We start from the raw sequence: 21,386 nt of genomic DNA on the forward strand, positions 1-21,386 counted from the left end.
CGGCTTGACGCTACGCGAAAGCGGATCATAATAGAAGCATCATTTTAATTAGGGCTGGGCAGCAAGTGCGCCGCCCGGAGTTTTCGGGACGATAGGCGAATGGAGCGAGGGGCAAGCGTGCCGCAGGGCGGCGGCGCGGCGGAGCAGTTGACCGACCGCCAGCGCATGCTGGCGTTCGTGACGGTCCTGATTGCCTTCGTGCTTGAGGTCGCCGACACGACGATCGTCAACACCGCGCTGCCCGAGATTCGGCGCATGCTGGATGCCTCGTCGGCCGCGATGCAGTGGATCGTCGCGGGCTATCTGCTGGTGCTCGGCGCGCTGCTGCTGCTCGGAGGGCGGCTGGGCGATGCGTTCGGATATCGGCGGATGTTCCTGATCGGCGTCGCGGCGTTCATCGCAACATCGGCGCTATGCGGATTGGCGCAGACGCCCGAGCAATTGGTGGTGGGGCGCCTGCTTCAGGGGGCAGCGGGCGCGGTGATGGGGCCACAGGTGATGGCGATCGTCCAAACCCTGTTCTCGCCGCTGGAGCGGGTCGCGCGGCTCGCCTGGTTCGGGGTGATCGGCGGCCTCGCCGCGATCCTCGGGCCGATCCTTGGCGGGTTGCTGATCGAATGGAACTGGTTCGGCCTGGGCTGGCGGCTGATCTTCCTGATCAACCTGCCGATCGGGCTGGTCGCGCTGTGGATGGGCGCGCGGACGATCCCCCGTCGCGATGCGGGACACCAGCTGCGGATCGACCTGCTCGGCGCGGCGCTGTTCGCCATCGGCTTCGCGGCGTTGCTGTTCGCGCTGATCGACGGGTCGGAACGGGGCTGGCCGGTCTGGGCCATTCCCTGCGCGCTCGCCGGGGTCGGGGCGATCGGTGCAGGCTGGGCACGTGCGGTGGCGCGGCGGCGCAGCGGGCTGGCGGCGATCATCGAGCCCGCGCTGTTCCGCCTGACAACGTTCCGCTGGGGTCTGGTCGCGGTGCTTGCCTTTTCCGCCGGAGCGACCGGGTTCCTGCTGGTGCTCGCGGTCGCGCTGCAACAGGGGCTGGGCAAGTCGCCGCTCGATACCGCGCTGGCGCATGTCCCCTTTGGCCTTGGCGTGATGGCGGGGATCAGCCTGATCGGGAAGAAATATCTCCCCCGCTTTGGTCGCTGGCTGCTGATCGGCGGCGCGCTGGTGATGATCGTTGGGGCGAGCGGGGCGCTGGTGCTGATCGGAAACGGGATCGGTGCTGGTCCAGGACTGATCGCGCTGCTTGCGCTGGCGGGGACGGGCATGGGGATGCTTGCCGGGCCGCTGCCCCCAGTGGTGGTCGCCGATGTCGACCGCGTCTTCGCGGGTACCGCCAGCGCTACGCTGCGCACTGCACAGCAATTGGGTGGCGCGATCGGGATCGCGGTGATCGGTTCGGCCTATTTCGCAGCTGCGGGGAATGGCACCGGGCATCTCGCCGGTCTGCCGATGGCGGGCGCGATGTTCGTCGCGCTCCTCCTCCTCGCCATTGTCGCGGCCTTGCGATTGCCGGCGGATATTTTCGGCGTGCATCGCTAGAAAGCGCGTTGATGTGACCGGGAGAGACCCGTCACCGGCGCGCTCGGAAGAGGCGGGTCAGACATTGCGGCGCAAGAGCGGGAAACCGCCGAAAAAGGTGGTGCCGGTTGCAGGAATCGAACCCGCGACCTTCGGTTTACAAAACCGCTGCTCTACCAGCTGAGCTAAACCGGCGCGGCGGGCCGTGGCCCGCATCTGGATGCTGCCCCTTTGCGTCAAGCGATGCCGAACGTCCAGCCCTCTGCGCGCGCAATTGCAGGCGTCATCGCTCTCGGCTGCCACAGCGCGGGGTCGTGAGCCGCGCGCCGCAGCCATGCGGCGGTCAGCAGCGCATCGGTCGCATCGTCGTTGTAAACGGTGAGCGGCGCGTGCGGCTGAGTTCCCAGCGCGGCCAGCGCCTTGTCGAGCGCGCGCGCATCGCGAATTTTCGATCGTCCCTTGCGCGCACCCGCCGCGCGCGCCGCGATCGCGGTGTAGATCTCGACCACGCACGCGCCGCGTTTGGGCATGGGGTCGAAGGGCCATAGCGGTACACGTCCGTTCAACCGGTGGAGCAGCCGCATTCCCGCGAAACTCGCCTTGGATACCTGCGCCGCGCCGATTGCGTCGAACACGGTGGAGGGCTTGGTGCTGCCGTCATGCGCGATTTCGCACGCGCGCCAGTGGAGGAAGTCTGCCTTGGCCCCGTCCGCGGCACCCAGGTAGAAATGCGTGCCCCGCCGAGCGTCGATGAACCCGGCCGCGCCCAGATCCGGATCGTCGCTCGCGGCCTCGACATGCGCCCACAGCGCGCGGGCGTCGTCGCCTTCGGTCTCGCCCGGCAAATGCGCGCCGCGCGCGACGAACGGCGCGGAAAAGCTGAAGTCGAACCCGATCAGGATCGGCTCGTCGGCAAGCGCCATTACCCAATCCAGCACCTCGCCGCGCGCCCATGCACGGCCGGGTGGGGGAATCAACTCCGGCGCGGCGTCCCCCGCCTCGCACAATGCGACCGCGATTCCGGGATGGCGCGCGCCCTTTGCCCCCGACCAATCGATCGCGGCGAATCGGGTGAAATGATGATCTGCGGCCAAAGCCGGCTCAGCCCGGCGTCTCGATCCCCGCGAGCACCGCCAGCCTGATCGCCTCGGCAAAGCTCGACACATCGAGCTTGAGCATGATCCGCGCCCGATGCGATTCGACGGTCCGGACGCTCAGCCCGAGCTTCTCGGCAACTTCGCGGTTGGTCAGTCCATCGACCAGCAACGCCAGGATCTCCACCTCGCGCTCGCTCAACGTTGCCAGCCGCTCGCGGTCGCGGTCGGAACGGCTCCCTTCGGCCAGATTTCGGTCGAGGAGTTCGAACGCGACCTTGAGCGGTCCGAGCAGTTTTTCGAGCGTAAACGGTTTTTCGATGAAATCGATCGCGCCACGCTTGAGCGATTCGACTGCCGAGGTGATCTGCCCCTGTCCCGACACGATGATCGCCGGAAAACGACTATGGTCGAGCGCGCGCAGCGCTTCGTTCCCCGACAGGCCGGGCATGTTGAGGTCAAGCAGCACGACCCCCGGTGCGGCACCGTCCTGCGCTGCGGTCAGAAATGCTTCCGCAGATTCCCAAGCGTTGACGCTCACCCCGGGCAAGGTCGCCACAAGGCTGGAGATTACATCGCGGGCAAGATCATCGTCGTCAACGACATGAACGGTTCTTGGCATCTTCATTCGCTACCCCGGAGCGGAACGCGCCTGATAAACGCTCTGCTCCACAAGTCCATCCGGTTCGGATTGTAACTACTCAAACCGCATCTTTCTGTGAACTCGATTCGATCCTCTCGAGCAGCGCGCGTGCGAGAGCGATGCGCTGTTCGGGACGGGCGTCGATCATTGCGCGCTCGGTCTCGCGCGCCATGTCTCCAGTTGCGGTGTCGCCGAAATGCCCGGCGGTCCCGGCCAGCTTGTGGATATCCGAGAGCAGCGCGGCGATCGACCGCGCGTCGTCTGCGGCCGGCAGGTCAAACGCGCGCAACGCCTCGGCCAGCGCCGTCCGCCGCTCGACATAGCGTTTGACCAGCGCAGGGGGCAGCGGTTCGGCGGGGGAGGCGTCGTCGGCAGGGCGGGACGCAACCCGTTGCCCGGTCGTTGCCGCGCCCAAGTCGCGATCGCCTGTTCCAGTGCTTCGCGCCGCACCGGCTTGGCCAAATGCGCCTGCATTCCCGCCGCGAAACAGGCGTCGATGTCATTCTGATAGACATTGGCCGACAGTGCGACGATCGGCAGAGTCTGTGCGCTGAACCCCATGCTGCGCAGCCGCTGGGTCGCGCCGATGCCGTCCAGCACCGGCATCTGGATGTCCATCAGGATGAGGTCATAGGGTGCCCCTGCCTGTGCTGCAGCCTCGGCCCGAACCACTGCGTCGGATCCATTGCTGGCGACATCGAGATCCAGTCCCAGCCGCGCCGCGGTCGCGCGGATCAGCGCCTGGTTGATCTCATTGTCCTCGGCCAGCAGGACACGGGTCGCCGCGACGTCCGGTATTTTGCGCACGGGTGCGGCGTCGTCGGCGGCGGCCTTCGGCTCGTCGTCCTCGAGCGATGCCGGGATGCATGGCAGGGTGAAATGAAAGCTGCTGCCTTCGCCCACCCGGCTGTTGACCTTCAGCGCACCGCCCATCAGTCGCACCAGCGAACTGGAAATGGTGAGGCCGAGCCCGGTGCCGCCGGTGCGCCCGACCGGATCGAGCTGTACGAAGGACTTGAAGATATCCGACAGCCGGTCGGGCGGGATGCCCGGTCCGGAATCGACCACGGCGAAGCGCATCAGGTCGCCGATCCGGCTGACTTCCAGCCGCACGAAGCCCTGCTGCGTGAACTTGACCGCATTGCCGAGCAAATTGAGCAGTACCTGGCGTAGCCGCAGCTTGTCGCCGCGAACGATTGGCGGCAACGCCGGGTCGATCTGCACCTCCAGCCATACCTGGCGGCGGCGGACGCTGGGCATCAGCATGCGGATCGCCGAATTGGCCAGTTCCTCGAGCGCGACCGGCTCGTCGGCCAGGTCCATATGCCCCGCCTCGATCTTTGACAGGTCGAGCACGTCGTTGAGCAACGACATCATATTCGTGCCCGATTCGACGATGATCTGGGCATAGTTGCGCTGTTCGGCGGCCAGCCTGGATTCGAGCAGCAATTCGGCGGATCCGATCACGCCGTTCATCGGCGTTCGGATCTCGTGACTCAGATTGGCGAGGAACGATCCGCGAATCTGGGCCTCGCGCTGTGCCGCATCGCGTGCCTTCAGCAACTGTGCACGCACCCGCGTCTCGTTGGTGACATCCTGAATCACGCCGAACAGGGCGCCGGGCTTGCCGTCCGGTCCCGGCTCGGCACGCCCGACATAGGACAGGTGCCGAAGCTCGCCATCGTCGCCGCGCCGGATCCGCACTTTGAGGGCAAAGGGGGCCTGGTCGCGAACCGAATGCAGCAACGCTTCCCAGGTCCGGCCCTTGTCTTCAGGGTGCAGATAGTCGAGCCCTTCGTCGCGGGTGATCGGCCGGTCCCGGTCGCGCCCGTGGATGCGATAGACTTCTTCCGACCAGAACAGCGTTCCTTCGGCGATGTCGTAGCGCCAGTGGCCGACATGGGTGGTTGCCTCGGTCATCAGCAACAGGCGATTGGCCTCGGACAGTTCGCTGGTCGCGCGTTCCACCTCGCGGGTCACCACTGCCTCACGCCGCGCCACCACCGCCAGCACTGCGGCAAGGGCCAGGTTGATGGTAAGCCCGGTGAGCAGGACCAGTAGCGGCTCGACGCTACCCATTCGCGCCTCGAACGCAGCCGTGCTGCGCCATTCCAGCAACCAGACGCGACCGGCCACGTCGAACTGACGGGATATCACATGTTCAGGGTCATGCGCCGCCTTGGTCTGGCCGGACAGGGTGTCGAACACGGTCGTCCAGCGATTGGCCTCGTCCTGCGCCTGGATACGAAGCTCGAAGTCATGCCCTTGTCCCTGGGTTAGACCCTTGAAGAATCGCTGGGCGGAGAAGGGGTGATACACCCAGCCGAAAAGCGTGCGCCTGCGCTCAGCGACATCGCGCGGCGGAATCTGCGTCGCATAGACTGGACGCATGATCGTGAATCCGTAGCCGGGGCCGCGATACTGGACGAAGTCAAGCGGTCGGGTGGCGACCGCAGCGCCACTATCCCGTGCCTGATCTGCGGCATTGCGGCGCTTCGGGTCGAACGTGATATCCATCCCCAGCACACCCCGGTTTTTTTCCAGGGGGTGGATATAGGTCACCACATAATGGTCGCCCGTGGGTGGCGCGCGGGTTATGCGCTCGATGGGCAGACCGTTGCGTCGGGTTTCCGACAGGAACGCGGCAACATCGGCGCGCCGGACCCGCCGGATAAAGCCGATATCCCGGACACCCGGATAGCTGTTTTCGATATCGATGACCCTGGAATAGGCAACCCATTCGGCCCAGGTGACGCGCTCGCCCGCCGTGAATAGTGCCGAGGCCGCGTCGAGGCTCTGTGCGGTGCGGTTGAGGCGTGCGCGCAACGCCTGCTCGCTCTCGGTCGCCAGCACGGTGAAGCTCGCCTGGCTGCTGTCATGCACCCTGGCCCTCGCGTTGATCCACGCGAACATCGTCAGCGCCAGTCCAAGGCCACAGCCCAGCGCGATATAGCCGAACAGCCCGCGGATCGGCGCACCACGCCACTCGGCCCGGAACCGGCGCCGCTCCCCGATCATCGCAAACGGCGCGACCGACAGGATCCCCAGGATATCGCCCAGCGCCCAGGTCGCCATGCTTCCAGGCACCCCCTCCACTGGAAAGTCGCGCAACGCCATCAGCGCAAGGTGTCCGATCGAGGCAGAAACCAGCGCCGGAATCACGACCGCCAGGGCAATTGCTGCAGCGACGTCGCGTGCGCGCGTCAATTCGACATGATCGCCAAACCGGCGGCGCAAAAGGGTATCCGCGATCAGCGCCTGCAGCATCGCACCCGTCGCTGTCCACACCGCCAGCTCGCCGGCACGCAGCACCGTCGATCCCATCGACACGCCCAGGATCAGGTTCAACGAAATCGAGCCGATGAACACCGCAGGCAGCAACCAGCGCCCGTAAAGCAGAACTGCGCCAACCGCGACGCCCGAGGGCAGCCACAACATCGTCACGTTGGCGGGCGGTACGGCAAGTTGCTTGGCCACCCATCCGCTCGCGATGAACAAGAGGATCAGGATCAGCCCAAGCCGCAACCGTGTCTGAACGGATAGGTGGGTTTCGCCGGGCGCATGTGCACCGGTAACGGCTCTTTCCGGGGCAGGGGCGTCGGTCGCGGGCTCCACACGGCGATCTATAGCAAGCCGCGCGCCGCTTGCATCCCTTGCATTGCCCATCGCGCATCGCGGGGTTCAGGGGAGACCTATGATGGAGTTGCGAAGGCGGAAGGTCGGGCCTGCGGCCTGCATCCCCTGTCCGGAAATAAATTGGTCGGGGCGACAGGATTCGAACCTGCGACCCCCACACCCCCAGTGTGATGCGCTACCAGGCTGCGCTACGCCCCGACCGAAGGCGGCCCCTCTAGGCGGGTGCGGCGGGGGATGCAAGTGGCATTGGGGAAGCGGGTCGGAGGCGCATGCAAAACAGCCGCAGTTGCACCTGCGCAACACAAGTGGTAGCCCGCGCCGCTTGAACCGGGGGGCTTGGCTCCCCACCATTCAGGCCCAACCTTCTGGCCCCGGGAACCTCATGATCATCACCCCAGCATTCGCACAGGCCGCAGGCAGCGCGGCAGGCCAGGGCGGCGCCGCCGCCTCGTTCCTCTCGATCGCGCCGCTCGTCCTGATCTTCGTCGCCTTCTACTTCCTGATGATTCGCCCACAGCAAAAGCGGATGAAGACGCTCCAGGCGTCGATCGGGTCAATGAAGAAGAACGACACCGTCGTCACCGCGGGCGGTCTGGTGGGCAAGGTGGTGTCGGTCGACGACGTCTATGCCAATGTCGAGATCGCGACCGGCGTGAAGGTCAAGGTGGTCAAGGCGACCATCGTCGAGGTCCAGCCGCTCGGCGGCAAGCCCGCGAACGACTGACGCCATGCTCGATTTTCCCAAGTGGAAGGTCTGGGCGGTCTGGCTCAGCATCGCCGTCTGCGTCTTGCTGGCGATCCCAAGCTTCGTGCCGGAAAGCGCGCGCGAACGCTGGCCGTCCTGGATTCCCCAGCCGTCGATCAACCTCGGCCTCGACCTCGCCGGCGGCAGTTCGATCCTGCTTGAGGCGGACGTCAACGAACTCGCCCGCACGCGACTCGCCGCCAAGCGCGACGAGATCGAGACCGAGTTCCGTCGTCAGGACCCGCGGATCGAGATCGGTGACATTTCGACCCGCGACAATCGCATCACCTTCATGGTGCGCGACGTGGCGCAGGTCGATGCCGCGCGCGAACGGCTACTCCAGCTGACCGGCAGCGGCGTCGGCATGTCGGGCCAGCGCGAGTGGACGATCGAGGTGCGCGACAGCACCCGCTTTATCGTCAGCCAGACCAGCGCCGGGCTCGACCAGGCGGTGACTCAGGCTATGTCCGACGCGCGCGAGGTCGTCGACCGTCGCATCAATGCGCTCGGCACGCTCGAACCGACGATCATTCTTGAAGGGCGCAACCGCATCCTGGTCGAGGTGCCGGGGATCAAGGATCCCGAGGCGCTGAAGCGCACCATCGGTACGACCGCGCGGCTTGAGTTCAAGCTGGTCGATACGACCGCAAATCCGGCCGAGATTGCTGCAGGTCGCCCGCCGATCGGCAGTGAGGTGGCTCCTTATCCGGACGCGCCGGGGGGAATGCCCTATGTCGCCTATCCGACAAAGGAGGGCGAGGTCGCCAAGATCGCGCTCAAGCGCCAGATCATCGTCAGCGGCGACCAGCTGATAGACGCCAAGCAGGAATACGACCAGGACCAGCGCGTCGTGGTCGGCTTCACCTTCGATACCCAGGGCGGTCGCCGCTTTGCGCAGGCGACACAGGCCAATACCGGCAAGCCGTTCGCGATCATCGTCGACGGCCAAGTCATCTCCGCGCCGAACATCAACGAACCGATCCTTGGCGGTCGGGGCCAGATTTCGGGCGGCTTTACGGTCGAAAGCGCCAACGAACTCGCCATCGCCCTGCGCTCGGGCAAGCTCCCCGTCGCGCTCAAGGTGGTCGAGGAGCGGACTGTTTCCGCGGAACTGGGTCAGGAATCGATCGAGAAGGGCATCCTTGCCGGGATTGTCGGTACGATCGCGTTGATCGGCTTCATGCTGTTCACCTATCTGCGCTTCGGTATCTATACAGCCGCTGCGCTGCTGGTGAACGCGGTCATGGTGCTCGGTGTGATGGCGTTCTTCGGAGCGACGCTGACGTTGCCCGGCATTGCCGGCTTTGTGTTGACGATCGGTGCCGCAGTCGACGCCAACGTGCTGATCAACGAACGCATCCGTGAGGAACAGCGCATCCGCGGTCGCGCCGCGGTCGCTTCGGTCGAGTTCGGCTACAAGGAAGCAAGCCGCGCGATTTTCGACGCGAACATCACCAATGTCATCTCGGCGGCGATCATGTTCATGTTCGGATCCGGCCCGATCCGCGGCTTCGCGGTCGTGCTCGCCATCGGCATCATCACCTCGGTCTTCACCGGCGTCACCTTCACCCGTCTGCTCGTCGCGGACTGGTTGAAGCGGAACCGGCCGAAGACGATCAATATTTAAGGGCCGCCGGAAATGCGTCCGCTCAAACTCGTCCCCGACAACACCAACATTCCGTTCCTGAAATGGCGGAACGTGGCAATGGCGCTGTCGATGCTGCTCATCATCGGCTCGATCGTGCTGTGCGTCGTCAAGGGCTTCAACCTCGGCATCGACTTCGTCGGTGGCCAGCAGACCCGGGTGACCTTCAGCCAGCCGGTCGATATCGAAACGTTGCGCCAGCGGGTCGAAAGGCTCGGCTATGGCGAGGCGACGATCCAGCGCAGCGGCTCGACGAACGAATATTCGGTCCGCACCCCGCTGCCCGAGGGGGGTGAGGAAGCGGCGAACAAGGCGGCGTCGGCAATCCGCGCCACGATCCAGCAGGGCTATCCCGGCGCCCAGGTCGAAGGCGCGCAGAGCGTGTCGGGCAAGGTGTCCGAAGAGCTGTTCCGCAACGGGGCGATCAGCTTGACGCTCGCGATGATCGCCATCGCGCTCTATGTCTGGTTCCGCTTCGAATGGCAGTTCGGCGTCGGCGCGTTGTTCGCGCTGTTCCACGACGTGGCGCTGACATTGGGCTTCTTCGCGCTGACTCAGCTTGAGTTCGACCTCAACATCGTCGCGGCGATCCTCACGATCATCGGCTACTCGTTGAACGACACCATCGTCGTCTATGACCGTATTCGTGAGAACATGCGCAAATACCGCAAGATGGAGATGGGCGAGCTGCTCGACCTGTCGATCAACGAAACGCTGTCGCGCACCGTGGTGACCTCGCTGTCGATCGGCATCGTACTCACCACGCTGCTGGTCCTGGGTCCGGATGTCATCTTCGGCTTCACCGCCGCGATGCTCCTCGGCATCGTGATCGGTACCTTCTCGTCGGTCTATGTCTCCGCCGCGATCCTGTTGTGGCTGCGCCTCAAGCCCGACAGCTTCCTTCCCAAGGAAGCGACCGGGCCGAAGGGCGCGGAAGGTGCCGAGCGGGTCGATTTCAAGGACATGCCCTGATGCGGGTCGACCGGACCCGCATCGAGGGGCCGGTCGTCTCGGGGTTCAGCGGCCGCGGCTTTCGCGTCGATGACGGCGTGTATGAGGGGCTGATCCTCACGCCTAGTCGCGCAGACGGCTGGAACCCGCCGCCGATCGACGCGCTGACGGTGGACGATTTCGCGCCCTTTCTGGCGATGGACCGACTTCCCGAATTCGTCCTGCTCGGCACGGGCAGCACGCTGCGCCGCCCGTCGCCCGCGCTGGAGGCGGCGTTGCCGTTCGGCATCGACGTCATGGACAGCCGCGCCGCCGCGCGCGCCTGGGGCGTGCTGCGCGCCGAGCTGCGCTGGATCGGTGCGGCGCTCTATCCGCTCGACTAAGGCTCCATACCCGATCTTCCAATTTGATCCCAACTGCGGCATGTTTCCCCAATAACAGGGGAGAGAACCATGCTGACCGCCGCCATCGCCTATGCTGCCGCTCAAGCTGCTGCGCCCGTGCCCGCCGACTATCGCGATACAGCGAACTGGCTGTGCCGCCCGGGTCGGGAGGATAGCTGCACCGTCAATCTTGACGCGACCGTTGTCGCGCCCGACGGCTCGCGCACCGTCGAGAAATTCACTCCTGCGGCAAACCCGAAATTCGATTGCTTCTATGTCTATCCCACCGTCTCGACCGACGAGACGCCGAACAGCGACCTCAGCATCGACCAGGCCGAACGCCGCGTCGCGATGATTCAGGCGGCGCGCTTTCGCAGCGTGTGCCGCGTCTTTGCGCCGATGTACCGCCAGGTGACGCTCAAGGCATTGCGTGCAGTGATGACCGGCCAGCCTTCGGGCGCCGATCCCGCGCTGGGCTATGCCGACGTCAAGGCCGCGTTCGACGACTATATGAAGCACGACAATCAGGGTCGCGGTGTCGTGCTGATCGGCCATAGTCAGGGCGCGCGGATGCTCTCGCAGCTGCTCGAACGCGAGTTCGACGGCAAGCCGGACAAGATGAAGCCGATCATCTCCGCGATGCCGATCGGCTTCAACCTCGACGTGGCGGCCGGCCAGCGCACCGGCACGCTCAAGACGATCCCGACCTGCGCCAGCGCGAGCGACACCGGCTGCGTCGTCACCTATGTGAGCTTCCGCGCGACCGTCCCGCCGCCCGCCAAATCGCGTTTCGCCCGTTCGAGCACGGCGGGGATGCAGGTCGCGTGCACCAACCCGGCGGCGCTCGGCGGTGGAAGCGCGTCGCTCGACGCCTATCTCCCCACCGGATCGCTGATCGGCTCGTCACCGGCCTTCGCATGGAGCAAGGGCGGAGCTCCAGTCACCACCAACTTCGTCAAGCTCCCCGGCATGCTCTCCGGCGCGTGCGTGGTGAATGATGGCGCGAGCTACTTTGAGGTGACACTGAAGCCCGACCCGAGCGACGCGCGCACCGACGACATTCCCGGCGACGTGATGGTCGGCCCCCAGCGGCTCGACGATTGGGGGCTGCACCTGATCGACATGAATTTGGCGCTGGGCGATCTGGTGAAGCTGGCGGAGAGTCAGGCTGAGGCTTGGGCGAAGAAGAAGTGAACTAGCTGCTTTGCGCTCCCGCCTTCGCAGGGGCGCAGGAAGTTAGCGGCGCACTAGCCCCGCCAGATGCGCGTACAGCGCGTCGCGGTTCGCCTCCCAGGTGAACCCGGCCGCGCCCGCACGCACTGCGTCGGGTGGGGGAGGGGCCGCCAAAATCGCCCCGATCGCCTCGGCAAACGCCGCTGCGTTCCGCGCAACGATCCGCCCATGCTCGGGTGCCGTCACCAGCTCACGCGCGCCGCCGGCATCGGGGATCACGACGGGCGTCCCGCTCGCCAGCGCCTCGACCCATGCATTCGCGAGCCCTTCGGACGAGGACGCCAGCGCCATCACGTCCGCCGCCGCGAGCAATCCGGGCAGTTCGCCATGCGCGATGCTGCCCATCAGCGTTACCCGGTCACCCAGCCCCAGCCGGGCAATCTGTCCCGCCAGCTTCGGTCGCTCCGGCCCTTCGCCTGCGATCATCAGCCGCACGCCGGGCAGCGCCGCGACCGCGTCGATGACGATTTCATGCCCCTTGCGCGGGATCAGCGCACCGACGCTGGCGACCAGCGGCCCGGCGACGCCCAGCGCGGCCTTGGCTGCCATCCGGTCGCGCGGGGCAAAGCGGTCGAGGTCGACTCCGGTGCGATGAACGCGGATCTTGTCCGCATCCATCCCCAGCGCGGCCATGTCGTCGCGCATCGAGCCCGCGACCGCGAGCAGCCCGTCGGCGTTCCGCCCTGCGTTGAGCACCTGTGCGGCGGTGGCTGGGGCGCGCCCCCAATGGTGGATGTCCGCCCCCCGCGCCTTGATCGACACCGGGATGCCAAACGACCGGCCCAGTTCGACCGCCGCGACGCCGTCGGGAAAAAGAAGCTCGCGTCGATCACGTCGAATGCGAAGTCGCGCCGGATCGCGCGCAACATCGGCTTGAGCCGCGCCACCAGCGTCGCGGCATGAAAACGTCCGCCGGTCCCCGGCAGATTGACGAAACGTGGTCGCCAGGTCTCGACGCCCTTCCAATGTTCATGGCGGGGCAGGGCGGAGAGCCCCGCATAGCGCCCGAGCCGCGACAGCGGCCAGGGCGGAAGTCCCAACGGCGCGATCAGCTTCAGCTCGACATCGTGATGCGCGACCAGTCCCAATGTTTGCCGCTCGACGAACACGCCGAAATTCGGGCGTGTCGCATCGGGAAACAAGGATGAAAGGGTGAGCACGCGCAGCATCAGCCACGCGCACTACACGTTTCGGGTTAAATTTGCGCCACCGGCGTCAACGGCAACGGACCTCGCCCTTGTCGACCGAGGCGCCGATTGCCGCGCCACCGGCCGCGCCGATGATCGTACCCAGCGTCTTGGATCCGCCCGGAGCAATAATGTTGCCCAGCACGCCGCCCGCGATCCCGCCGACGATCAGGCCCGCCGTGCCGTCCTCGCGGCGGCAGTAATATCGCCCGTCGCGCCCGACATAGACATTGTCGCCACGGCTCAGGCGCCGTTCCTGATAACGGTCGCCGCTGCGGTAATAGCGTGCGGCATCCCATTCGCCGCCGCTCGCATAGCCGGGCCGGTCATAGCCATATTGCGTGCAGGCACCGGTCAGACCCATCGCCGCTGCGCTCAGTGCGATCATGCCGGTGCGAAGTGAACTAGTCATCGGGCATCTCCCTGTCGTTGATGCCCCCCGCGATGTCCTGCCAACGAAACGGGGCGCGGAAATATCCCGCGCCCCGATCATTTGTTCGCGATGTTGCGAGGTTAGCGACAGCGCTTGCGGCTGCCGCTGCGTTCGATCTCGCGACCCGCCACTGCGCCGGCGGCTGCACCGAGCAGCGTACCGACCGTGCGGTCGCCGCGGGTGTCGATCGAACGGCCCACCAGTGCACCGGCGACGCCACCGATGACCAGACCGGTCGTGCCATCGGGCTTGCGGCAATAGCGGCGGCCGTCACGGCCCTTCCACTCGCGATAGCTGTAGCGCTTCTTGCTGCTCTGCGCCTGCGCGTCGCTCGACGTCACCGGCAGCATCGAAGTGGCCGGGACGGCCAGCGAAGCGGCGCCCAGCGCCAGCATCAGATTACGCATCATATTTCTCCATCTCTACCTGAACTCTGTCCGCCAAGAACGCCGGGGTTTCGGACAGGGTTTCATGAACGCAACATTTCGGGCAGTTCATCTGGCATGCAGGAAGCCCGCAACCTCATCGAACGCCTCGATCTCGCACCCCATCCGGAGGGCGCTTGGTATCGGGAAACTTGGCGTTCTCAATCACTTGTGGATGGCGGTCGCTCACCCGGCACGGCAATCCTGTTCCTGCTGGAACAGGGTCAGCGGTCACACTGGCACCGGGTCGATGCCGACGAACTGTGGCTGTGGCACGCCGGATCGCCGCTCGACCTGATGATTGCACACGAGCGCGATGCCAATCCGGAGACCATCCTGCTTGGCGGCGATGTGGTCGCTGGCTACCAGCCCCAGGCGCGGGTGCCGATGAATCGCTGGCAGGCGGCCGACGCGCATCGCGGCTGGGCGCTGGTCAGCTGCGTCGTTGTCCCCGGCTTCGAATTTGCGGGATTCGAGCTTGCCCCGCCCCGGTGGTCGCCCTCCAGCCGCTAACCATTCCCGCGATCCACGTTATCCACAGGTGGTAACGGTCGATCTGCGCTTCGTCCGACTCGCAAATCGTGACAGCATCACTGGGCGGGCAGATGAGGACGCGGCGGGAAACCAAGGCAGAATCAACTGCTTGTCACGGCTCGATTGTCGCAGGTGCCTTCGGGAAACCACGAAGATCGGGACGGGGACGCCACCCCGGGAAACCGTGAAGGCGATGTTCGCATCGGCTTTGCGGGAACGAAACGGACAGGCGTCCGATGGCATCCTTCGGCCTCGTGCCGGGGATGACAGGCGGAAGGGACGGGACCAATGCCCTCGGGCGGCGGGAACAGACCGGAAGCCCGGACGCAAAGCCCGTCTTCGGACCGGGTGGAGCGGGTTGCAGCGGAGCGACAGTGCCTTCGGGCAAGGTCGGGAAGATGCAGCCAAAGCCGCGACGGAAACGAAGCCTTCGGGCAACAGGACCGACGCGAGGCCATCGAGCGAAACGACCCTTCGGGATCCTATTGTCTTGATGACCGGATCGCGATGCCGGAGCGCCGCAAGGCAGGATGGGATCGCAAGGACATCGAGGCGGGAACGCAGCTCTTCGGAGCCGCCCCCGTCCCGGTGACCGGCCAACGGACGCCTGGCGGACGTTGGGACGCACGGCTCCACGTCCCTTGCCGGTAGTGGAACCATGCTTGCCGCCGCTGCGGCGCACCCGTCTCCCGGATGGGCAGCGAGCGGATGGCGACACCGGGGGGCTGGCGGAAACGCCGGCCCCCTTTTGGTTTTGGGGTGCGGAGTGCGCACAGTGCGGTTGCGTTCCGCTCCCTCTCTCCGCTTGCGGGGAGAGGGGGATTCGCCCATTGGCGACGCGCCCGAGGCGACAGGCTCCTCTCCCAACTTCCGCAAGCGAAGAGAGAGCAATACCCTCCCGCAACGCCCCGTCACTCCGGCCCTCGTGTCGGCGTCCACGCCGCCGCACTTCCGACGCTATCGCCTCCTGCTTCCCGGTGGACCCCGGAACAAGTCCGGGGTGACGAAGAAAGGGGGCTGGACTGCGCCAACGTGGTCGTTACGCCTCTATTCCGATGGCCTTCGACACCCTCCACGTCGCCCTTGCCGCCGCGATGTTCTTCGGCGCGTTGCTCTATTCCACCGTCGGCCATGGCGGGGCGTCATCGTACATCGCGCTGATGGCGCTGTTCAGCGTACCGGTCGCGACGATGCGGCCCACCGCGCTGGTCCTCAACCTGATCGTCGCGAGCCTCGGATCGATCCGCTACACTCGCGCCGGGCTGTTCCGTTGGCGCACGCTCTGGCCTTTCCTTGTCGGTGCGTTACCTGCGGCATTCGTCGGCGGGATGATCGAGATCGCCCCCGAACTCTACCAGCCTTCGATCGGCGTGATCCTGCTCTTTGCCGCAGCACGGATGCTGTGGCCGGGCGACATGAAGGCCGAGCGCGAATGGCATGATCCGCCGATCTGGCTCGCGATCCTCGCCGGCGTTGGTCTCGGTCTGCTCGCGGGGTTGACCGGCACCGGCGGCGGCATCTTCCTCTCGCCGCTGCTGCTGTTCTGCGCCTGGTCCGCACCCAAGCCGGCGTCGGGCGTGGTCGCGATATTCATCCTGGCCAATTCCGCCGCAGGACTTGCCGGCAATTTCGCGTCGGTCGGCAGCCTGCCCCCCGAACTCCCGCTCTACGGCGTCGCGGTCCTCGCGGGCGGCCTGATCGGCACCACGCTCGGCATCAAGCTACCGCAAAAGTGGATCCTGCGCGCCTTGGGCGTCGTCCTGCTGGTCGCCAGCGCGAAGCTGTTCGGGGTGTATTGAGCACGGGAGCGTCGGCTCAACGCTTTCGCAGGGTGCAGGCGATTTTCGGCGTGGGATTGCTCGCCTTGCATGCCGCGAGCTCGCGCGGGCTACGGCATTTGCGAACGCGCGGCGTTTGCCGGTCCGCGCCGCGCACGACCGGGCAGGTCTGAACGAGCGTCTTTGATCCCTTCTCGACCGGCTTGAGCGCCACGGACTTGCCTGATGAGGCGCTGGATTGGCTTGCGACGGCGGTCGCGGTTCCTGCCACGATCAGCAGTGTCGCGATCGTCGTCCGCATTGCTACAGCCTCCCGTGCGATCGGGCGTTCAGCCCCCCACTGCCTTCTTCAGCTTGTCGAAGAACCCGGTCGAGATCGGGCATTCCTCGCCCGTCTCCAGCGCGCGGAACTGTTCGAGCAGTGCGCGTTGTTCGCCCGACAGCTTGGTCGGGATCTCGACCTCGATCCGCACCACCAGGTCGCCGCGACCGCGTCCCTGTAGCACGGGCATGCCTGCGCCGCGCTGGCGCACCTCGCGCCCGCTCTGCGTGCCGGGGTGGAGGTGGACCTTGTGCAGCTCGCCGTCCGGCCCCGGAATCTCGATCTCGCCGCCCAGCGCCGCCGTGGTGAAGCTGATCGGCGCGCGCGCGAACAGGGTCGTGCCCTCACGTTCGAAGATCGCATGCGGCTTGACGTGCAGGAAGATGTAGAGGTCGCCCGGAGGCGCACCGCGCGCGCCCGCCTCGCCCTGACCTGCCATGCGGATGCGGGTGCCTTCGTCGACGCCCGGCGGGATGTTGACGTTCAGCGTCACCGTCTTGTCGACGCGACCCTCGCCGCGGCAGTTGCGGCACGGATCGGCGATCGTCTGTCCCGCGCCGTGGCACGACGGACAGGTCCGCTCGACCACGAAAAAGCCCTGCTGCGCGCGCACCTTGCCGTGTCCGGCACAGGTGGTGCAGCGCTTGGCCATCGTCCCCGGCGACGCGCCGGTGCCGCCGCATGGCTCGCACGGGCCAGACACGTCAATGGTGATGTCGGTCGCCTTGCCGTGGAAGGCGTCTTCCAGGCTGATTTCCATGTCGTAGCGCAGGTCGGCGCCGCGCGCCTGGCGCTGGCCACCGCCACCGCCGCGCCCGCCCATGAACTCGCCGAACATGGATCTGAAGATATCGGAAAAGGCGTCGAAGCCCTGTCCGCCACCGCCGCCCATGCCGCCCGGCCCGGCATGGCCGAACCGGTCATAGGCCGCGCGCTTCTGCGGGTCCTTCAGGCAGTCATAGGCTTCGTTGATCGCCTTGAACTTGGCTTCCTGATCCTTGCACCCGCCATGCTTGTCGGGGTGGCACTGGATCGCCAGCTTGCGAAACGCCGATTTGATCGTCGCATCGTCTGCATCGCGCGAAACGCCGAGCAGTTCGTAATAGTCAATCTGGGTGGTCATTCACGCGGCCCCCGCCCGTTCCCCCGCCGCCTTTCCTTGGGAGTGAAAGGGGCGGGGGCGAGCACAAATTACGCCTTGTTGTCGTCCACCTCGGAGAATTCGGCGTCGACGACTTCTTCGCCGTCCGCCGCATTCGCCGCACCAGCATCGGCCGCAGGCGAAGCCTCCGACTGCTGCTGCTTCTCGTAGATCGCCTGACCCAGCTTCATCGCGACCTGCGCGAGGGCCTGGCTCTTCTCGTTCATCGCGTCCGCGTCGCCGCTCTCGACTGCCGCCTTGGCCGCGTCGATCGCCGACTGGATTTCGCCCTTCAGAGCGTCGTCGACCTTGTCGCCATTTTCGGCGAGCTGGCGTTCGGTGGTGTGGATCAGCGATTCGGCATTGTTCTTCGCCTCGGCGGCGGCGCGACGCGCCTTGTCCTCCTCGGCGAACTTCTCGGCGTCGCGCACCATCTGGTCGATGTCGCTGTCCGACAGGCCACCGCTGGCCTGGATGCGGATCTGCTGCTCCTTGCCGGTGCCCTTGTCCTTGGCCGACACGTTGACCAGGCCGTTGGCGTCGATATCGAAAATCACCTCGATCTGCGGCACGCCGCGCGGGGCGGGGGGGATGCCGACCAGGTCGAACTGACCCAGCAGCTTGTTGTCCGCCGCCATTTCGCGCTCGCCCTGGAAGACGCGGATCGTCACCGCCTGCTGATTGTCATCGGCAGTCGAATAGACCTGGCTCTTCTTGGTCGGGATCGTCGTGTTGCGGTCGATCATGCGGGTGAACACGCCACCCAGCGTCTCGATGCCCAGCGACAGCGGGGTCACGTCGAGCAGCAGCACGTCCTTGACGTCGCCCTGCAGCACGCCGGCCTGGATCGCCGCGCCGATCGCCACCACCTCATCGGGGTTGACGCCGGTATGCGGCTCCTTGCCGAAGAATTCCTTCACGACCTGGCGCACCTTGGGCATGCGGGTCATGCCGCCGACCAGCACCACTTCGTCGATCTGCGCAGCCTTCACGCCCGCGTCCGACATCGCCTTGCGGCACGGGTCGAGCGTGCGGGTGATCAGCTCGTCGACCAGCCGCTCCAGCTCCGCGCGCGACAGCGTCTTGACGAGGTGCTTGGGGCCATTCTGATCGGCGGTGATGAAGGGCAGGTTGACCTCGGTCGTCTGCGCCGACGACAGCTCGATCTTCGCCTTCTCGGCCGCTTCCTTCAGACGCTGGAGCGCCAGCTTGTCCTTGGTCAGGTCGATGCCTTCGGCCTTCTTGAACTCGTCGGCGAAATACTGGACCAGCTTGGAATCGAAATCCTCGCCGCCCAGGAAGGTGTCGCCATTGGTCGCCTTCACCTCGAACACGCCGTCGCCGATCTCGAGAATCGAGATGTCGAACGTGCCGCCGCCAAGGTCATAGACCGCGATGGTCTTGTTGTTGTCCTTCTCGAGGCCATAGGCGAGCGCCGCCGCGGTCGGCTCGTTGATGATGCGCAGCACTTCCAGGCCCGCGATCTTGCCCGCGTCCTTGGTCGCCTGACGCTGGGCGTCGTTGAAGTAAGCCGGGACGGTGATGACGGCCTGCGTCACGGTCTCGCCGAGGTAGGATTCGGCGGTTTCCTTCATCTTCTGCAGGATGAAGGCGCTGATCTGGCTGGGCGAATAATCCTCGCCGCCCGCCTTGACCCATGCGTCGCCGTTCGCACCCTTCACGATCGTGTAGGGGACCAGCTCGGTGTCCTTCTTGGTAATGGGATCGTCAAAGCGGCGGCCGATCAGGCGCTTGACCGCAAAGACGGTGTTGTCGGGGTTCGTGACCGCCTGGCGCTTGGCCGGCTGGCCGATCAGTCGCTCGCCATCCTTGGCGAATGCGACGATGGACGGCGTGGTGCGTGCGCCTTCCGCATTCTCGATCACCTTGGGCTTGCCGCCCTCCATCACTGCCACGCAGCTGTTGGTCGTGCCGAGATCGATTCCGATAACCTTACCCATGAGTCCTCTAAGGCCCCCGTATGCTAAATCATGTTAAACCAGTGCGTTACCGCGCCCCTGAAGCGGCAACGCGGCCTTCGCTAGGCGGGATATAGGAGTGCCGCGCCTTGCCGCAAGAGCGTGGCGCACCTAGGAATTTCACGGATGTTCCCAGAATCGGGAGAAGGAGTTTCGACGATGCGGTCTTTGGTGACGGTCATGGCGGCGGCGGTGGCGCTGGCGGGATGTGAGCAGGCACAACTTGGCGTCGAGGACGCCTGGGTCCGCCTGCCCGCGGTGTCGAGCCGTCCGGGCGCGGCCTATTTCACGGTCAAGGGCGGGAATGAGGCGACCAGCCTGCTCGGCGTTTCTTCCCCTGCGGCGGTGCGGACCGAGCTGCACGAAATGAAGCATGAGGGCGGCATGATGACGATGGCCCCGATCAAGGACGTTGCCATCCCCGCCGGCGGCACGGTCAAGTTCGAACCGGGCGGCAAGCATGTCATGCTCTACGACCTCTCGCCCGAAATCCGCGCCGGCGGCAAGATCCCGCTGCGCCTCGCTTTCGCCAATGGCAAGACGGTCGAGGTCGAAGCCGAACTGCGCGCGCCCGGGCAGGAGAAGTAATCGGGCGGCGGGTGCCTTAATTGTCTATCTAATTGTCCAGGGTCAGGAGCGGCGCAGCCAGCCGCGCAGAAAGGTCAGCACGGGGAGGGCGAGCAGGAGCGACGCGGCGATGTCGCGCCATCCGTCGCCGGTAAGGCCCAGGACGAGGCCAGCCAGGCTCGTGACGAGCAGAAACACCGGGGCTGCCAGCACGCTGCCCGCTCCACGCGGTCCGATGCGGCGCGACGCGCTCACAGCGCCGATCCGGCATGAACGATTTCGTCCACCGCCCGCTCGGTGTTCCGCGCGCCCTTGCCCAACCACAATTGCAGCCCGGTCCACAGCACCCAGATCGTCGCCAGCGTCAGGATCGCCCACAGCATCTTGAGCGCGATCCCGCCATAGTCGCCGAAATGCAGCGGCTTGGACAGCATCAGCGCCTGGTTGAGCGCAGGCATTGCCGCGGTGTCGGTCAGCGTGCCGGTTTCGGCATCGACCAGCGCGGGGGTCAGCACATGGCTGGTCAGCGGCGTATCGCCCTGAAAGAAGATCGCATAATGCCGCCCGCTGCTCCATGCGCCGCCGGGAAAGCCGATAAACTGCGGCGACACGCCGGGCAAAGCCGCCTTGGCGGCCGTCATCGCCTTGTCGACCGATCCGTAGTCAGCGGGGGTGAGCGGCTGGTCCGCACCGCGCGCGGCGACCATCGCCTTCAGCTCGCCCTCGCGCCAGCTGTCGGTCAGCGGGTCGGCAAAGGCATTGATCACCCCGGTCAGTCCGACCACCAGCGCCCAACCCAGCGTCACCACGCCGAGCAGGTTATGCGTGTCGAGCCGCCGCACCCGCGCGCTCCGCGACTTGCGCAGCGTTCCGAACGGCAACCGCCGCATGAACGGGACGTAGAGGACCACACCCGACGCGATCGCGAGGATGAACAGTCCGCCCATCACGCCCAGAAACAACATCCCCGGCAGCCCCAGGAACATATCGGTATGTAGCTGCAGCAGGAAGTGCATCACGCCCTCTTCCTTGATCTCCCCCGCGCTCGCACCGGTGGTGCGGTCGTACGAGAATAGCCGCATCGCCGATCCCGGCGCATCGGGCGTCGGTCCGACGGTCACGGTGATGATCGGATTGTCCTGGCTGAACCCGATGAACAACGGCAC

Annotated in this window: 19 protein-coding genes, 2 tRNA genes and 1 pseudogene; 9 read left to right on the forward strand and 13 right to left on the reverse strand. The window is 65.9% G+C overall.

Going from position 1 to position 21,386, the window contains the following annotated elements:
• Nucleotides 1-99 precede the first annotated feature (99 nt).
• A complete protein-coding gene (locus tag LRS08_RS17015) occupies nt 100-1,545 on the forward strand; it encodes an MFS transporter (protein ID WP_257846044.1) in 1,446 nt (481 codons plus the stop codon).
• 98 nt (nt 1,546-1,643) lie between these two features.
• On the opposite strand, the gene LRS08_RS17020 is transcribed toward LRS08_RS17015, so the two are convergent.
• From LRS08_RS17020 to LRS08_RS17040, 5 genes are all read right to left on the reverse strand, one after another.
• Nucleotides 1,644-1,719, reverse strand: a tRNA-Thr gene (locus tag LRS08_RS17020).
• A 41-nt stretch (nt 1,720-1,760) separates the two neighbouring features.
• Nucleotides 1,761-2,618: a hypothetical protein gene (locus tag LRS08_RS17025; RefSeq protein ID WP_257846043.1), complete on the reverse strand. Its 858-nt coding sequence runs from the start codon at nt 2,616-2,618 to the stop codon at nt 1,761-1,763.
• Between the two features lie 7 nt (nt 2,619-2,625).
• On the reverse strand, nt 2,626-3,246 hold the full coding sequence (locus tag LRS08_RS17030; protein ID WP_257846042.1) for a response regulator transcription factor: 621 nt from the start codon (nt 3,244-3,246) through the stop codon (nt 2,626-2,628).
• Nucleotides 3,247-3,405: 159 nt separating this feature from the next.
• Nucleotides 3,406-6,876: a CHASE domain-containing protein gene (locus tag LRS08_RS17035; RefSeq protein ID WP_260481016.1), complete on the reverse strand. Its 3,471-nt coding sequence runs from the start codon at nt 6,874-6,876 to the stop codon at nt 3,406-3,408.
• 142 nt (nt 6,877-7,018) lie between these two features.
• Nucleotides 7,019-7,095 (reverse strand) — tRNA-Pro (locus tag LRS08_RS17040).
• A 184-nt stretch (nt 7,096-7,279) separates the two neighbouring features.
• Here LRS08_RS17040 and yajC point away from each other — a divergent pair.
• From yajC to LRS08_RS17065, 5 genes are all read left to right on the forward strand, one after another.
• The gene (gene yajC / locus LRS08_RS17045; RefSeq protein WP_257846039.1) at nt 7,280-7,621 is read left to right on the forward strand and encodes a preprotein translocase subunit YajC; all 342 of its coding nucleotides are present in this window, start codon (nt 7,280-7,282) and stop codon (nt 7,619-7,621) included.
• Nucleotides 7,622-7,625: 4 nt separating this feature from the next.
• Nucleotides 7,626-9,269, forward strand: a complete 1,644-nt coding sequence (secD, locus tag LRS08_RS17050) for a protein translocase subunit SecD (RefSeq protein WP_257846038.1) — start codon at nt 7,626-7,628, stop codon at nt 9,267-9,269.
• A 12-nt stretch (nt 9,270-9,281) separates the two neighbouring features.
• Nucleotides 9,282-10,259 carry a protein translocase subunit SecF gene (gene secF, locus LRS08_RS17055; protein ID WP_257846037.1) on the forward strand — a complete coding sequence of 326 codons (978 nt, stop codon included), beginning with the start codon at nt 9,282-9,284 and terminating at the stop codon, nt 10,257-10,259.
• Complete coding sequence (locus LRS08_RS17060; protein WP_257846036.1) at nt 10,259-10,621, forward strand: MTH938/NDUFAF3 family protein; 363 nt, start codon at nt 10,259-10,261, stop codon at nt 10,619-10,621. The genes secF and LRS08_RS17060 overlap by 1 nt, the downstream gene beginning before the upstream one ends.
• Before the next feature lie 69 nt (nt 10,622-10,690).
• Nucleotides 10,691-11,815, forward strand: a complete 1,125-nt coding sequence (locus LRS08_RS17065) for a DUF3089 domain-containing protein (RefSeq protein WP_257846035.1) — start codon at nt 10,691-10,693, stop codon at nt 11,813-11,815.
• 42 nt (nt 11,816-11,857) lie between these two features.
• Here the strand turns inward: LRS08_RS17065 and LRS08_RS17070 are convergent.
• The 3 genes and pseudogenes from LRS08_RS17070 to LRS08_RS17080 all read right to left on the reverse strand — a co-directional run bounded on the left by LRS08_RS17070 (nt 11,858) and on the right by LRS08_RS17080 (nt 13,881).
• A pseudogene (locus LRS08_RS17070) lies at nt 11,858-13,023 on the reverse strand (glycosyltransferase).
• 46 nt (nt 13,024-13,069) lie between these two features.
• Nucleotides 13,070-13,453, reverse strand: a complete 384-nt coding sequence (locus LRS08_RS17075; RefSeq protein WP_374581620.1) for a glycine zipper 2TM domain-containing protein — start codon at nt 13,451-13,453, stop codon at nt 13,070-13,072.
• 101 nt (nt 13,454-13,554) lie between these two features.
• Complete coding sequence (locus LRS08_RS17080; protein WP_257846032.1) at nt 13,555-13,881, reverse strand: glycine zipper 2TM domain-containing protein; 327 nt, start codon at nt 13,879-13,881, stop codon at nt 13,555-13,557.
• 96 nt (nt 13,882-13,977) lie between these two features.
• Between LRS08_RS17080 and LRS08_RS17085 the strand changes: the two genes are divergently transcribed.
• A complete protein-coding gene (locus tag LRS08_RS17085) occupies nt 13,978-14,412 on the forward strand; it encodes a cupin domain-containing protein (protein ID WP_257846031.1) in 435 nt (144 codons plus the stop codon).
• Between the two features lie 1,076 nt (nt 14,413-15,488).
• Complete coding sequence (locus tag LRS08_RS17090; RefSeq protein WP_257846030.1) at nt 15,489-16,232, forward strand: sulfite exporter TauE/SafE family protein; 744 nt, start codon at nt 15,489-15,491, stop codon at nt 16,230-16,232.
• A 16-nt stretch (nt 16,233-16,248) separates the two neighbouring features.
• Here LRS08_RS17090 and LRS08_RS17095 read toward each other — a convergent pair whose 3' ends face one another.
• The 3 genes from LRS08_RS17095 to dnaK form a co-directional block, all read right to left on the reverse strand.
• On the reverse strand, nt 16,249-16,512 hold the full coding sequence (locus LRS08_RS17095; protein WP_257846029.1) for a hypothetical protein: 264 nt from the start codon (nt 16,510-16,512) through the stop codon (nt 16,249-16,251).
• Between the two features lie 28 nt (nt 16,513-16,540).
• The gene (gene dnaJ / locus LRS08_RS17100) at nt 16,541-17,656 is read right to left on the reverse strand and encodes a molecular chaperone DnaJ (protein ID WP_260481017.1); all 1,116 of its coding nucleotides are present in this window, start codon (nt 17,654-17,656) and stop codon (nt 16,541-16,543) included.
• Between the two features lie 68 nt (nt 17,657-17,724).
• Nucleotides 17,725-19,635 carry a molecular chaperone DnaK gene (dnaK, locus tag LRS08_RS17105; RefSeq protein ID WP_260481018.1) on the reverse strand — a complete coding sequence of 637 codons (1,911 nt, stop codon included), beginning with the start codon at nt 19,633-19,635 and terminating at the stop codon, nt 17,725-17,727.
• 177 nt (nt 19,636-19,812) lie between these two features.
• Here dnaK and LRS08_RS17110 point away from each other — a divergent pair, with 177 nt between their 5' ends.
• Nucleotides 19,813-20,241: a copper chaperone PCu(A)C gene (locus LRS08_RS17110; RefSeq protein WP_257846027.1), complete on the forward strand. Its 429-nt coding sequence runs from the start codon at nt 19,813-19,815 to the stop codon at nt 20,239-20,241.
• Nucleotides 20,242-20,283: 42 nt separating this feature from the next.
• Here the strand turns inward: LRS08_RS17110 and LRS08_RS17115 are convergent, their stop codons facing one another.
• Entirely contained in the window at nt 20,284-20,475 is a 192-nt protein-coding gene (locus tag LRS08_RS17115) for a hypothetical protein (protein ID WP_257846026.1), read from the reverse strand.
• A complete protein-coding gene (locus tag LRS08_RS17120) occupies nt 20,472-21,386 on the reverse strand; it encodes a PepSY domain-containing protein (protein ID WP_260481019.1) in 915 nt (304 codons plus the stop codon). Before LRS08_RS17120 ends, LRS08_RS17115 begins: the two co-directional genes overlap by 4 nt.

The organism is Sphingomonas sp. J315 (assembly GCF_024666595.1).
GTDB lineage: Bacteria > Pseudomonadota > Alphaproteobacteria > Sphingomonadales > Sphingomonadaceae > Sphingomonas.

What these genes read in the sequence shown, in the direction of transcription:
- LRS08_RS17015 (WP_257846044.1), top strand. Translation starts at nt 100, where the DNA reads ATGGAGCGAGGGGCAAGCGTGCCGCAGGGCGGCGGCGCGGCGGAGCAG.
- LRS08_RS17030 (WP_257846042.1), bottom strand. Translation starts at nt 3,246, where the DNA reads ATGAAGATGCCAAGAACCGTTCATGTCGTTGACGACGATGATCTTGCC.
- yajC (WP_257846039.1), top strand. Translation starts at nt 7,280, where the DNA reads ATGATCATCACCCCAGCATTCGCACAGGCCGCAGGCAGCGCGGCAGGC.
- secD (WP_257846038.1), top strand. Translation starts at nt 7,626, where the DNA reads ATGCTCGATTTTCCCAAGTGGAAGGTCTGGGCGGTCTGGCTCAGCATC.
- secF (WP_257846037.1), top strand. Translation starts at nt 9,282, where the DNA reads ATGCGTCCGCTCAAACTCGTCCCCGACAACACCAACATTCCGTTCCTG.
- LRS08_RS17060 (WP_257846036.1), top strand. Translation starts at nt 10,259, where the DNA reads ATGCGGGTCGACCGGACCCGCATCGAGGGGCCGGTCGTCTCGGGGTTC.
- LRS08_RS17065 (WP_257846035.1), top strand. Translation starts at nt 10,691, where the DNA reads ATGCTGACCGCCGCCATCGCCTATGCTGCCGCTCAAGCTGCTGCGCCC.
- LRS08_RS17075 (WP_374581620.1), bottom strand. Translation starts at nt 13,453, where the DNA reads ATGACTAGTTCACTTCGCACCGGCATGATCGCACTGAGCGCAGCGGCG.
- LRS08_RS17080 (WP_257846032.1), bottom strand. Translation starts at nt 13,881, where the DNA reads ATGCGTAATCTGATGCTGGCGCTGGGCGCCGCTTCGCTGGCCGTCCCG.
- LRS08_RS17085 (WP_257846031.1), top strand. Translation starts at nt 13,978, where the DNA reads ATGCAGGAAGCCCGCAACCTCATCGAACGCCTCGATCTCGCACCCCAT.
- LRS08_RS17090 (WP_257846030.1), top strand. Translation starts at nt 15,489, where the DNA reads ATGGCCTTCGACACCCTCCACGTCGCCCTTGCCGCCGCGATGTTCTTC.
- LRS08_RS17095 (WP_257846029.1), bottom strand. Translation starts at nt 16,512, where the DNA reads ATGCGGACGACGATCGCGACACTGCTGATCGTGGCAGGAACCGCGACC.
- dnaJ (WP_260481017.1), bottom strand. Translation starts at nt 17,656, where the DNA reads ATGACCACCCAGATTGACTATTACGAACTGCTCGGCGTTTCGCGCGAT.
- dnaK (WP_260481018.1), bottom strand. Translation starts at nt 19,635, where the DNA reads ATGGGTAAGGTTATCGGAATCGATCTCGGCACGACCAACAGCTGCGTG.
- LRS08_RS17110 (WP_257846027.1), top strand. Translation starts at nt 19,813, where the DNA reads ATGCGGTCTTTGGTGACGGTCATGGCGGCGGCGGTGGCGCTGGCGGGA.